Below are 12441 nucleotides of genomic sequence, written 5' to 3'. Positions count from 1 at the left end.
AATAATTATGAATTATAAGTTATGAATTACTAACACGAGACGCTAAATTAAACACCGAGTAAAAAGCCACTCGCAACTTATGTTGTGAGTGGCTTTTTTTAATTCTCACGTCAATCACACTCTAGCCAGAGGTATTAATAACCCAGCTGATCAAACTCATTCATATTTTCAAGCATCAAATAAACACTTTGCTCGACGGCCTCTCGCGTTTGTGCTTTTGATAACTGGCGCATGCTATCAACGGTTGCTATCCACCATCGCATGTGAACTGCGCTCAATTGTGCTGCGACTGGAATCATGTCCCTGGCCAGAGAAATCGTTTCAATACTTTCGCGCTTTAACGATGTCATGCTGCGTAAATTTAAACGGTTTCCTTCAAGTTCTCGCATCAACGTGCTGACAACCTGCATATCCTCTTCTAATTTTTTTGTTGCGGTTGGTTCAGCATTGGGAGATAGAAACGCAATATCTAACTGGGATAACAAGCCGCGCAAAACACCGCGTAAACTTAACCATAATTCTTTTCTACGCGCTCTTTCTCGCGAAGTTTGAATTAATGATAAAAGCCCTACCAGAAAAAAACCTTCCATGCAAAAACCGATAAGCTCAGGTACAAGGTTATCGTGAAATGGCCCAGGCGGCGCTGGAAAAATAAAGTAAATGTATAAAGCGATACCCGAAAAACCAAAAATAGCTAACGGCGCAATCAGTAACATACGGCTAGTATTCATTTGACTATGCCTCCGACTCTTGAGATTGCGCCAAAGCCTGGATCACTTTTGCTATTTTGAGTGCTTCTTTTTGGGTCAGGTCGAGTGGCAAATTTTGAACATAAACCGTTTTATCTTCTCTTAAAGGAATTGAGAAAATATCCGCTGCCCTCTCACTTGTTGCGAGCGTGATTTCTTCCAATGCTTTTTGCTCAAATGATACTTCTTTTTCGGAAGCTTTGTAGCGTTTGTCTTTGCGGATGGTGTCACCGCCGATAGAAAAAAACGAACCGGGATCATCCAGCCAGGAAAAATAATCAACTAAAGCCGCGCTGGTTCTTTTATGATAAAGCTCTAAAACTTCAGGCCTGATACTGCTATCGTGTAATTTGTGAAACCGCGAACACAAAACATCTACATCGACCAGACGAAGATCTTTTCGCTCTTCGTCAGTGAGTTCAACAAATAAATTTTCAACTGCATTTAATCGACTTTTCGCGACAGCCGGATTTAACAATCCCTCAATAGTCGCCCCTCTTAAAAAATTAATTAAATGTTCCTGAGTGTAATCTTCCGCAGAGGTCGTTTGTTTTGTTGACTCAGTTTTTTTCGTAGACATAGCATTCTCAACTAAAAAATATTCTCGACTAAATAATCATCACTTCAACTCGATAATCTGGTAAACACGATTGAGTAAAAGTTTTGAAAAGGTAAATTCTGTAAAGTAAACTCTGTAAAGCAAGCTCTGTAAAAAATCCTGTTAAATAAAACTCCTCTTGTAACGGCTAAAACCATTACTCATGGTTAACATAAAATATAATATCGTGACGTTTTGGATGTGTTTTTATCCACTCTCTAAATTCATCTGCTTTTTCCAGATCTTCTTTTCCCAAGATAGTTAAGAACCGTTGGCGTCTGGTATCCTCTGAAATTTGCTCTCTGACTTTCTTTTGCCATCGCTCTGTAAATACCAGCGGCATCTCTTTACTCAACTCCAAAGCTTTAAGCAATTCCCACTCGCCTCCGTCTAACCAGGCCTCGTCACAGGAAGTACACAAATCAAGACGATTATTAGAGCAGCCTGAAATTCTAAATTTTTGCATTAGTTTGAGACACTTTGGACAACTTAAAGCAGTAGGCGTATCTTCGCTGTCAAACCCTTTAAGCAATTCTACTTCAGGCGCATCATGCACCGAACCCGATCGCTCCGCCCAATCTCGATAATAAAGCAATGAAACGAATGCTCCCTGGCACTGATTACACCCCATCGCCGACAAACCTTCATCAAGTTTGGTGGGCTTAAGATCGACATTTCGACATTTAGGACATTGCATTAATTCTACTCCTTGGCGTGATATAGCGGTTATTTAAATATAACAACGCATTAAGACACAACAAATTTCTTCAAGTAAAGCTCAAATAAAGCGCTTTAGCGATCATTTATTGCCTCAATGGTAGCGATCAATTAGGATCTGGGTGCAGCTCGACTGCGCACAATTTACTTTTAATTCTCAGGGCGGGGTGAAATTCCCCACCGGCGGTAGTTTCTGAACTTTTATCACAGAAAAAGCCCGCGAGCGCTTATCAACAACCATTAAATTTGCGTTATGTTTGATAAGGTCAGCAGATCTGGTCAAAATCCAGAGCCGACGGTGATAGTCCGGATGGGAGAGAATGAACTGGTTTTCAATGTTTTGAAGGCTGGTTTTCTGGCGCGCCTGTAAAATTCTCAGGTGACCTTAAAACGAGCTTTCAAACCAGGAAGACTCCGTTCAATAACGCCCTGATTCTGGTATCAATATGAGGAAATTACCATGAATCAGTTAACCGACAATCAATCCTTAGCCGCTCGTCTATCGTGCAATCATTCGTTTTCTAGTCCGCCGTTAGACAATCAATCGCGACCAAACGGATCTTTACTTTGCCAATTCGGTAACGCCACTGAGCGCGTAGAAAAAGCCATTGCGTTACTTCAATCCGGTCAAGGTGTTTTATTAGTCGATGATGAAGACCGAGAAAACGAAGGCGACCTGATATTTTCTACTCAATTTTTAAATGAGTCTCAAATGGCAATGTTAATCCGCGAATGTAGCGGAATTGTCTGCCTTTGCCTCACCGACGAAAAAATCGCACAGCTTAAGTTACCACCAATGGTAAAAAACAACACTAGCCAGTACGGGACCGCATTCACCGTTTCAATTGAAGCGGCAGAACATGTGACTACCGGTGTCTCTGCCTCGGATCGAGTGACCACCGTGAAGACTGCAGTGGCTAACAACGCTAAACCCAGCGATTTAAACCATCCAGGTCATGTCTTTCCACTTCGGGCGCATCCAAAGGGTGTACTTGCGCGTAGAGGTCACACAGAAGGAACGATAGAATTAATGCAACTTGCGGGTTTAGACGATTCCGGCGTGCTATGTGAATTAACCAATCCAGATGGAACCATGGCCAGGCTTCCAGCGATAATTAATTTCGCTCAGCAGCATAATATGGTTGTACTTTCGATTGAGGATCTCGTTGAGTATCGTTTGAATCAAATCGACAATGCTAGCTAAAGTTAAAGCTCGGTTTTGAATCGATAAGATTGAATCATAAGGTTGAGTCGAAAAATTTGACTCGGTAAGTTGAACTTGATAAACAAGGAAAAAAATAGCCTCACGTTACGCGAGGCTATTTTTAACCATAACTGCATTTTCCGCTTCAATTAAAAACGGGCAGTTACTGCGATTCCAGTTGTATCGTCAAAGTCAGCTGACCAATAACTTAACTTAAGGGCAACTTGATTGTTGAAGAAATGCTGAAAACGTAATCCATAATCAAACCCTTCGGCATCGGATAAGATCAAACCCGCACCTGTTTGTGCAGACCAGTAGTAGTCACCGATTACAGTGACATCTTCTGACTCATCATTGTAGGTTGCTTCAACATTAAAGTAGCGATCACCGCCCAGGGCGCCAACATATTTAGTATTTACTGAAACCGAATCTTCAAAATCACTATCAATTGCAGAAATCGAAACTAACCAGTTTTTGTCAAAGAAATAACCTAACTCACCTATCAAAACTGTGTCACTTTCTCCAATATCTGGATCAACGTCAATGACTTCGATGGCTCCGTAAAGATTATTGCCATCTTTACCAAAAAATTCACCGGCAAAACTCAGTGCATCTGAACCGCCGCTGAAATCACTATACCCGACTGAAACGTTACTATTTCGTCCCATAAAAGCAGATTCCACCCAGGCGGTATTATCGGTGGTCACCTTTTCAAAATAATAAGTTCCACTTAATCTTGTTGTGTCAACATCATCTCGTTCCAATCGCTCAATATCAACTTGAGCATTATAAGTGTCAGCCATTGCTGTACACGATAGTAATCCTAGCCCCACAATTAAAGACTTTGCTTTCATCTTTATTTCCTTATTAACCTTTTTACTGATGTCATAGAGAGGAAACTAATTTTAGAAAAACGAATGAAATATTTTTCAGCAAATTGCTTACCTCACTCCGTTTAAGAGTGAGCGCATTATAGGCATAAAGTTTTTAATCTCAACCTTGAATTGCAATTTATTACAACTAGTTCAAAAAACTCTCAACCTATTCATCTCAATCACGTGAAAGCTAGATAGAAAACCAATGAAAGAAAGGAAAACAGTTTGAACAAAAAAAGAACAAAATGTAACTTGAACAACTTTTGTACGTCTCTAAACGATAAAAATAAGAATCTAATTTTATTTCAACTACACTTTGATAGTTGCGTAAAAACATCGCACTCATAAAAACTAATGAAAGAGCACATCATTAGTGCTACGGAAATGATGAAATAACAATATCGACCTGAGTAGCTAAAAACGGTGATCCGAAATGAAAAATTCATTACTAATCTGCCTGATAATTGCCTGTGTACTTTATCCGTTCAAAAATACTCAAGCTTCAGATAAAAGACGTAGCTATCCACAGGATATTTTGACGGAAACATTTCAGTATAATGACCAATCTAAGCGCAGCATTGAACTTTCAGAACTTTACCAGGGCTGCCCGGCGAGAGATTGTATTCCAGCCATTGATAAACCCCGATTCAAATCCATTGACCAAACATCATTATTCAATGATGACGATTTAATGTTTGTCGTGAGCTACCAGGGGCTCACCAAAGTATATCCCCGAAAAATAATGCAAGTTCACGAGATTGTGAACGACAGATTTAACGATAAGCCAGTGGCCATGACTTATTGTCCGTTATGTGGCTCTGTGGTTGTTTTTAAACCTTTTATTGACGGCAAGCGGGTTGAGTTTGGCGTTTCCGGTTTACTCCACAATAGCGACCTGGTTATGTATGACCGATTATCAAATACACTTTGGGGACAGGTCACCGGCAGAGCGATTGTCGGTCCGCATACGGGAAAACGTCTTAGTACACTGAGCTCATCGGTCGGGACTTTTAAAGAGGTCAAGTCGATTTACCCAAATGCATTAGTACTTGAGCCTCCTAAAGCCGAATCTAACCAGTATCAAAAATTCCACTATGAAAAATATACTCAATCCGACAAGCTAATGTTTCCTGTGACTGCCGCAGACGCCAGGTTAGCCAACAAAAAATTGGTCTATGGCATTGAAATTGATCAAAAATTTATCGCGATTGAAGAAGAATACCTGAAAAAACGCTCTCCCTACGTCGAAAGTGTTGGAAAACGCACTTTAAGCGTGACCTATAAAAATGGACAAGCGATTGCAGTCGATAAAAAGACTGGTGAGACACTCAAAACCCTGAGGCTCTATTGGTTTGCCTGGTATGCTTTTCATCCTGATACCGAGTTGCGCCATTAAAAATTGGGGTAATTGAAGTTCCCTGTTCCACTCACCAAATCATTAATTCGGCAGGCAGGCTCTAGTGAGGGCTTAAGGATTAACCCATTAGCTGCGGCTAATCTTAACTCTTGTCAGTCAACAGCCTACAATTGCCAAAACTGTCTATTTTTTAACCTGCACCTGCGGCAATATTAGGGTATAATCCGCGCACTTTTATGTTCGACCAGCAGTAGTATTATTAACCATGACAGTTGAGACTTTCGACCCAGCCGCTAAAAGCCCGCTTCAATCTGCTAAATCAGATAGCAGTATCGATACAAAAACCGCTGATAATTCAGGTACTTCGAATCAAAGCGCCGATTCCAAAATCGGTTTTGTCAGCCTGGGTTGTCCCAAAAACCTGGTTGACTCTGAGAGAATACTCACTCAATTACGCACCGAAGGCTACGACGTTGTACCCAGTTACAACGACGCCGAGCTAGTGATTGTTAACACCTGTGGTTTTATTGACTCGGCAGTGCAAGAATCCCTCGATACAATTGGTGAAGCGCTTTCTGAAAATGGGAAAGTTCTGGTCACCGGTTGCTTAGGCAAGAAAGAAGATGAAATTCGCGAAATTCATCCTCGCGTGCTCGGTATTACAGGACCACATGCTTATGAAGAGGTTTTAATTCAGGTTCATAATCATGTACCTAAACCCGAACACAACCCATTCATTAACCTGGTTCCTGACCATGGCGTGAAGCTCACGCCAAAGCATTTTGCCTACCTGAAGATATCCGAAGGTTGTAATCATCGCTGCACATTCTGCATTATTCCTTCAATGCGTGGCGATCTTGACTCTCGCCCAATCGGCGATGTGCTTAGCGAAGCCAAGCGGCTGGTTAATGCTGGCGTTAAAGAATTACTGGTCATTTCTCAAGATACTTCGGCTTATGGCGTTGATACCAAATATCGAACCGGATTTTGGGATGGTATGCCAGTTAAGACCCGGATGCTTGAGCTCTGCGAACAATTAGGAAAAATGGGCGTCTGGGTACGTTTACATTATGTTTACCCCTACCCTCATGTTGATAATGTTATTCCGCTAATGGCCGAAGGAAAAATACTACCTTACCTGGACATCCCTTTTCAGCATGCCAGTCCCAGAATTTTGAAACTAATGAAACGTCCCGGTAATATCGACAAAACATTAGAACGCATTCGCAAATGGCGTGAAATTTGCCCCGAACTGGTTATCCGTTCAACTTTTATTGTTGGCTTCCCCGGAGAAACAGAGGAAGAGTTTGAAGAACTGTTGGACTTTTTGAGAGAAGCTCAATTAGATCGTGTGGGGTGTTTCAAGTATTCACCCGTTGAAGGCGCTAAAGCTAACGAACTATCTGATCACATTCCGGAAGAAATAAAAGAAGCACGGCTGGCGAAATTTATGGCGGTTCAAGCAGAGATCAGCACTCACAAACTTAAACAGAAAATCGGTAATGAGTATCAAATCTTGATTGATGAAGTAACCGCTGACGGCGCCGTTGGACGTACCTATTCTGACGCACCGGAAATCGATGGCGTGGTCCACCTCACAGATGAATTTGACGTTAAACCCGGTGACAAAATCTGGGCTCAAATCATTCATTCCGACGAGCATGATCTGTGGGGCGTAAAAGTTGAAGATTAATCTAATCTTGTCCGACAATGGTTTATAAAAGATTGATTGTTATCGAAGTCTGTAGAAGGTTTTAGTGCATGTCACAAATTGTTCTTGCAACACTCAACGCAAAATATATTCACGCGAGCCTCGGCCTGCGTTATTTATACGCTAACCTGAACGACCTTCAAGAACAATGCGAAATCAGAGAGTTTACAATTAAAACTCGAGCAATCGATATTGTCGAGCAACTTTTAGAATCAAAACCGTCGATTATCGGTTTCGGTGTCTATATCTGGAATACCGTTGAAACCACTGCGGTTATCAGCCAACTAAAAACGATTGCCCCGGAAATTAAAATTGTTCTCGGCGGCCCAGAAGTTAGCTATGAAACAGAAACTCAATCGATTTATGAATACGCAGACTATATTGTTACTGGAGCGGCAGATTTAAGTTTCTACAAACTTTGTAAAGAAATTCTAGCGGATACTCCTCCTGCCAGTAAAATTTTACGTTCAAAACCAACCCAATTAAAAGATCTTGAACTCCCCTACCATCTATACAGTGACGAAGATTTAAAGCATCGTCTTCTTTACGTTGAAGCGTCGAGGGGTTGCCCATTTAAGTGTGAATTTTGCTTATCCGCACTGGATAAAACCTCATACCCTTTTGAGTTGCAACGCTTTCTCGATGAAATGGATAAGTTATACCAGCGAGGTGCGAGAAATTTTAAGTTTGTTGACCGAACGTTTAATTTAAAAATAAAAACCACATTGCAAATTCTTGACTTTTTCCTCGAGCGGATGGACGAAGCTCTCTTTCTCCACTTCGAAGTCATTCCGGATCATTTACCCGACAAGCTAAAAGATAAGCTCGGCTGTTTTCCTGAAGGAACTTTGCAATTTGAAGTCGGCATTCAGACTTTTAATACTGACGTTCAAACTCATATCAGTCGCAAGCAAAATAATCAGAAGTCAAAAGATAATCTTCGTTGGCTGCGAGAAAATACCACAGCCCATATTCATGCCGATTTGATTTTTGGTCTGCCGGGAGAAACTTTTGAAACTTTTCGAGAAAGCTTCAATCAACTCTATGACTGCCGCCCCCATGAAATTCAGCTCGGCATATTAAAACGGCTTAAAGGCAGCCCAATTATTCGCCATACCGAAAACTTCGATCTTCGTTTTAATCCACTGCCGCCATTTAATATCTTGTCAAATGACACTGTCGACTTTGCGACCATGCAACGAGTTAACCGTTTTGCAAGGTATTGGGATATGATTGGAAATTCTGGTCGCTTTAAGCACTCGCTGCCATTCATGCTGAATCCGCAACCTTTTGATGACTTTATGGCGTTGACCGATTGGATATACAATAAAACCGGCCAAACTCATCAAATTAACTTGAAAAAGCTCTACGAACTGGTCGCACAGGCAACAGAATATTTATTCCCGGAAAGGCACCAAACTGTGATAGAAGCGTTGGAACGAGACTACGCCAATTCAAAGCTAAAGGGCTCATTTAAAGGTTTGATACTGGTTTCCTCCAGTCATGAAGAAGTCACTTCTCAACATCGACGTTCCAAGCGCCAACAGCGACATTTGGGATAAAATAAACGATAAAATGCAGTCATAAACTGCTGTTCTTAGACGGAGAATTTAACGATGAAGTTAAGAGAAAGTCTCGAAAGTGATTTTGTTGAGCTCGGTCAGTGGTTCAAGTCAAAGGAAGAAGCCTTAACCTGGGGGGGGCCTAAGATTAACTTTCCCTTCGCACATCAGCAATTGATTAAAGACCTTAACTGGCCAGAGACACCTTCTTATTCGCTTATTGATAACGATGGTCATTTAGCCGGGTTTATCCAGGTATTTGATCGATTTGGCAACAATCACTTGGGCAGAGTAGCAATTCACCCAAATATGCGAGGGAAAGGTCTCGGTAAAAAATTAATGACCTCAGTTTTTACTAAAGTTAACCCAGGTAAAAAATTGTCTTTATATGTTGTGAAAAATAATCTTGCTGCGGTGAATCTATACCAACGACTAGGTTTTGTTGAAGTAACACCACCAGAGAATTACCCATTAATGGAAAATTGCCTTTATATGGAAAAACCGGCACTAGTAAATAACCTCAGCAGTGCATAAGAAGAGTCATTGACAGTCAGTACTGGTAGGCATTAAAACCAAAAAACAAGTCTTAAGGATAATTGGGCCCCTCGATGTGAAGCCAGTGCAGCGATTTGAGTGGTTAGCGAGGCGAGTTTGTGCAGTAATAGCAAGCTATTAAAAACAAGCTCAACGAAGAAAACCGCTCAAAGCGCTGTATTGGCTGGCTCTTCTTATGCGCAGCTGAGGTTATATAGCTAATCGCCCCCCTCAAAGCAAACTTTTTCAGTTACAATACCGACTTAAAATAAAAAATAGACCTATTGAATTGGTAGTTGCCAAACCTATGACGCTAACTGAACAACTGAGAGAATCCCTGTTTTATTCTCCCCTATCGCTACGTAATCTAAAACGAAGCTCAACTAAATGGCTTTTTATTTACTTTGCATTAGGCCTTTTTGTATTTTCTTTGTTTGTTGGCGTATCACTAAACAATCAAGAAGCTATCAAAAGTCTGTTGCTCAATTATTTCTTTCCACAGTCTTGGCACGAAATTTCCGAAAAGCTGGGCGTATTTCTGTTCGAATCGCAAGCAAAAACGGTTTTGAGCAATTTGATTCTTTCTGGCTCATTAGTTCTCGCGTCAATATTTTTATTCCCGATTAAAGAAAAGTATTCTGCAGAGTTTGAAAAAGACGCCAAATACGCAAAAGGCTCAATTCAAGAGTTTCCGTTGCTTATTCAAGGATGGGAAGAAACAAAACTCTTTCTATTTTATGTTACTGCACAATCAATTATTTTATGGATTGGCTATTACCCTTATGCCTGGTGTAACTGGCTTTCGATTGCATTAAGCTACCTGTTTCTATTCTTTACTTTTGGCCTGGACTTTATTTCTCCAACATTGCAGAGGCATAGAGTTTCTTACACATTAATACTCAAAGTTTTGTTAAGAAACCCGGTTGTTCCGCTGTCGTTCGGTTTACTATTTAGCTTGCCGACAGTTTTGTTAAGTAAGTACATATTCACCATTGAAGATCTAACGCTAATCGAAATTGCCAGTATACTCTTTCTGGTCAACATTATTTTCCTCACTCTGGCTGTCCCTGCCGGCACCAGAGTAGCGAGGAGACTGATGCCGACAGTGAAACGGACTCTGCCACCGTTGAAAAAATCCAAGATATACAGCTATTCAACCATGCTCATACTATTAACTGTCATGCTGTTTCTTCATGGGAAACTGATCGCGAGCATGCACCACAAAAGCCAACTCCTCAAAGCAGAATACAATGTTGATTGGTCATCAATTGACTATGATCTGCCTTCTCTTTCCCAATTTTTTAACAGTAAATCGCTGAGCAACCTCTCATTTGACGTCGAGATTTATAATCCGACGGAATACGATATCATTATCGAAAAAAGTCAGATTTTTGTTGAGAAAAAAGAAAATACTATTGCCACCATTGACCTGGATGGATTTGAGATTCCATCCGGCGAAAAGCGCAAGGTGAAAGTGAAACTAGACTCACAGTCTGACTTGAGTAGCATTACTAACTTTAGAGAAATTTTAGAAGACTGGCGTGTTGATTTACACTTGGAAGTATGGCCGGGTATTCCATTTATTCTTAATATTACCCGCTAGTAAGGATTAATAAAAAAGGCGTTTTAACGCCTTTTTTATTTACTTCAGAACTGGATATGATTAAGTTTTTCAATTCGCCCGCCAACCTTACGTCAGCATTGAATCAACCAGAACTTAACCAACAATTTCCAACAACTCTACATCGAAAACTAAAGTCGAATATGGCCCAATAGCAGCGCCGGCGCCACGCTCGCCATAGGCGAGTTGATACGGAATGCTAAGTTTCCATTTTGAGCCGACAGTCATCATTTGTAGTGCTTCAGTCCAACCAGGAATCACACCATTAACGGCAAACTCTGCTGGTTGTCCTCTTTCATACGAACTATCGAATACCGTACCGTCAATTAAGGTACCATGGTAATGGGTACGAACAGTAGAAGTAGCGGAAGGCTTCTCACCAGAACCTTCGTTAATCACTTCATATTGAAGCCCAGACTCAGTCACGGTCACACCATCTTTGGTCGCATTTTCAGCAAGAAACTTTTCACCTTCTTCAATGATTCCTTTTGACTGCTCCGCTTGTTTTGCCTGAATTATCTGGCTGATATGCTGAAATGCCGCATCCATTTCTTGTTGACTAACCGGGCTCGGCTGTCTTTTAAAGGCGTCGACAAGGCCGTCAACAACGGCGTCGATATCAATTCCGTCGAAGGGCTGCTCAAACAATTGAGTCCCCATGTTTCGCCCTATGCCGTAACTTGCTTTTAGCTCGTGGCTATCGTATTTGTTGCTCATTAATATGCTCTTTAGAGAAAAAGAGCCGAATTGTACCACAGCCAGTTCAGGCTTGTCTGAGAATGAGGGAAAATGGTCCGCCTACGTCAATCTCTGTTAAGAGATACGATTTAACTGTCAGCAAGACAGGCTGCTCAGGAAAACACTTGGAAATTCTGCAGTTTAACCTATTCGTTAAGCTTATTTCTTACTATTAATCACAATATCCCTATACGCGATCGATTAAGCAAGCTCGTTAATTTTCAAGCTAAGCTGTCTCGCTAGTAATCTCATTTGTTTTCTTCTATCAGAGTCAAGTCCACGATCTTTGTGAAGCCGTTTTTGCAACTCTTGCAGAATTTCTATTAACTTTTGCTTTTCCATATCCTTTTACCCATTTCCGCCTCTCCAAACAGCTTCCTCTCCCAGGTTTCAAAGCGGCTCAAATATCGTAATCCATAAAATATTGATACTTTTCAAGGTCAAGGTTAAGTCCGGTTAATCGTTCAATCAATGCGACTTGCTTTTGAGTAATCCGATAACTCAACAACATAGGATTATCTGGACTAACATCAAATATTTTTTGCAAAACTTGAATATCAATCGGCATCACCTCATGTTGTCCTATGAAATCATAGGATGCCCTATCGTATATTCTTATACGATGCGTTACTGGGACAGAGTTCGTATTTTTGAGAGATATTGGGTGATTTAAACTGCCTTTATTCGAACTTTCTTTTTTAGAATAATAGCTCACTACACTTCCCCTTAATTCCATTTATTCACAATCAAATTAATTGATTGCCTACAACAAACT

Annotated in this window: 12 protein-coding genes and 1 riboswitch; of the genes, 6 read left to right on the top strand and 6 right to left on the bottom strand. The window is 40.9% G+C overall.

Features of this window, described 5'->3' with window-relative positions:
* Positions 1-134: 134 nt before the first annotated feature.
* The 3 genes from FLL46_RS25940 to FLL46_RS25930 all read right to left on the bottom strand — a co-directional run bounded on the left by FLL46_RS25940 (position 135) and on the right by FLL46_RS25930 (position 2044).
* Positions 135-731: a hypothetical protein gene (locus tag FLL46_RS25940; RefSeq protein WP_142935200.1), complete on the bottom strand. Its 597-nt coding sequence runs from the start codon at positions 729-731 to the stop codon at positions 135-137.
* Between the two features lie 4 nt (positions 732-735).
* Positions 736-1329, bottom strand: coding sequence for a hypothetical protein (locus FLL46_RS25935; RefSeq protein WP_142935199.1), 594 nt, complete (start codon positions 1327-1329; stop codon positions 736-738).
* Between the two features lie 175 nt (positions 1330-1504).
* A complete protein-coding gene (locus FLL46_RS25930) occupies positions 1505-2044 on the bottom strand; it encodes a TFIIB-type zinc ribbon-containing protein (RefSeq protein WP_142935197.1) in 540 nt (179 codons plus the stop codon).
* A 169-nt stretch (positions 2045-2213) separates the two neighbouring features.
* Positions 2214-2390, top strand: a riboswitch (FMN riboswitch).
* A 134-nt stretch (positions 2391-2524) separates the two neighbouring features.
* Between FLL46_RS25930 and ribB the strand changes: the two genes are divergently transcribed.
* Entirely contained in the window at positions 2525-3268 is a 744-nt protein-coding gene (gene ribB, locus FLL46_RS25925; RefSeq protein WP_142935195.1) for a 3,4-dihydroxy-2-butanone-4-phosphate synthase, read from the top strand.
* A gap of 149 nt (positions 3269-3417) precedes the next feature.
* Here ribB and FLL46_RS25920 read toward each other — a convergent pair whose 3' ends face one another.
* Positions 3418-4122: a putative porin gene (locus FLL46_RS25920; RefSeq protein WP_142935194.1), complete on the bottom strand. Its 705-nt coding sequence runs from the start codon at positions 4120-4122 to the stop codon at positions 3418-3420.
* A gap of 454 nt (positions 4123-4576) precedes the next feature.
* Between FLL46_RS25920 and FLL46_RS25915 the strand changes: the two genes are divergently transcribed.
* The 5 genes from FLL46_RS25915 to FLL46_RS25895 all read left to right on the top strand — a co-directional run bounded on the left by FLL46_RS25915 (position 4577) and on the right by FLL46_RS25895 (position 10910).
* Complete coding sequence (locus FLL46_RS25915) at positions 4577-5539, top strand: DUF3179 domain-containing protein (RefSeq protein WP_142935192.1); 963 nt, start codon at positions 4577-4579, stop codon at positions 5537-5539.
* Positions 5540-5765: 226 nt separating this feature from the next.
* Positions 5766-7193 (top strand): 30S ribosomal protein S12 methylthiotransferase RimO, encoded by a 1428-nt coding sequence (gene rimO, locus FLL46_RS25910; RefSeq protein WP_142935191.1) that lies wholly within the window; start codon positions 5766-5768, stop codon positions 7191-7193.
* A 68-nt stretch (positions 7194-7261) separates the two neighbouring features.
* Complete coding sequence (locus FLL46_RS25905) at positions 7262-8773, top strand: B12-binding domain-containing radical SAM protein (RefSeq protein ID WP_142935189.1); 1512 nt, start codon at positions 7262-7264, stop codon at positions 8771-8773.
* Between the two features lie 54 nt (positions 8774-8827).
* Positions 8828-9307 carry a GNAT family N-acetyltransferase gene (locus FLL46_RS25900; RefSeq protein ID WP_142935187.1) on the top strand — a complete coding sequence of 160 codons (480 nt, stop codon included), beginning with the start codon at positions 8828-8830 and terminating at the stop codon, positions 9305-9307.
* Between the two features lie 307 nt (positions 9308-9614).
* A complete protein-coding gene (locus FLL46_RS25895; RefSeq protein WP_142935186.1) occupies positions 9615-10910 on the top strand; it encodes a hypothetical protein in 1296 nt (431 codons plus the stop codon).
* Between the two features lie 114 nt (positions 10911-11024).
* Here FLL46_RS25895 and bamJ read toward each other — a convergent pair whose 3' ends face one another.
* Positions 11025-11645: a BamJ family beta-barrel-assembly machinery protein gene (gene bamJ, locus FLL46_RS25890; protein WP_142935184.1), complete on the bottom strand. Its 621-nt coding sequence runs from the start codon at positions 11643-11645 to the stop codon at positions 11025-11027.
* A 421-nt stretch (positions 11646-12066) separates the two neighbouring features.
* The gene (locus tag FLL46_RS25885) at positions 12067-12381 is read right to left on the bottom strand and encodes a DUF7683 domain-containing protein (RefSeq protein ID WP_142935182.1); all 315 of its coding nucleotides are present in this window, start codon (positions 12379-12381) and stop codon (positions 12067-12069) included.
* Positions 12382-12441 lie beyond the last annotated feature (60 nt).

Origin of the sequence: Aliikangiella coralliicola (assembly GCF_007004725.1) — a bacterium.
Lineage (GTDB): Bacteria > Pseudomonadota > Gammaproteobacteria > Enterobacterales > Kangiellaceae > Aliikangiella > Aliikangiella coralliicola.
The sequence above is the reverse complement of the archived record's forward strand: the minus strand, read 5'-3'. Positions and strand labels throughout refer to the sequence as shown.

Coding starts and splice junctions, on each gene's coding strand:
- FLL46_RS25940 (WP_142935200.1), bottom strand. CDS start 731: ATGAATACTAGCCGTATGTTACTGATTGCGCCGTTAGCTATTTTTGGT.
- FLL46_RS25935 (WP_142935199.1), bottom strand. CDS start 1,329: ATGTCTACGAAAAAAACTGAGTCAACAAAACAAACGACCTCTGCGGAA.
- FLL46_RS25930 (WP_142935197.1), bottom strand. CDS start 2,044: ATGCAATGTCCTAAATGTCGAAATGTCGATCTTAAGCCCACCAAACTT.
- ribB (WP_142935195.1), top strand. CDS start 2,525: ATGAATCAGTTAACCGACAATCAATCCTTAGCCGCTCGTCTATCGTGC.
- FLL46_RS25920 (WP_142935194.1), bottom strand. CDS start 4,122: ATGAAAGCAAAGTCTTTAATTGTGGGGCTAGGATTACTATCGTGTACA.
- FLL46_RS25915 (WP_142935192.1), top strand. CDS start 4,577: ATGAAAAATTCATTACTAATCTGCCTGATAATTGCCTGTGTACTTTAT.
- rimO (WP_142935191.1), top strand. CDS start 5,766: ATGACAGTTGAGACTTTCGACCCAGCCGCTAAAAGCCCGCTTCAATCT.
- FLL46_RS25905 (WP_142935189.1), top strand. CDS start 7,262: ATGTCACAAATTGTTCTTGCAACACTCAACGCAAAATATATTCACGCG.
- FLL46_RS25900 (WP_142935187.1), top strand. CDS start 8,828: ATGAAGTTAAGAGAAAGTCTCGAAAGTGATTTTGTTGAGCTCGGTCAG.
- FLL46_RS25895 (WP_142935186.1), top strand. CDS start 9,615: ATGACGCTAACTGAACAACTGAGAGAATCCCTGTTTTATTCTCCCCTA.
- bamJ (WP_142935184.1), bottom strand. CDS start 11,645: ATGAGCAACAAATACGATAGCCACGAGCTAAAAGCAAGTTACGGCATA.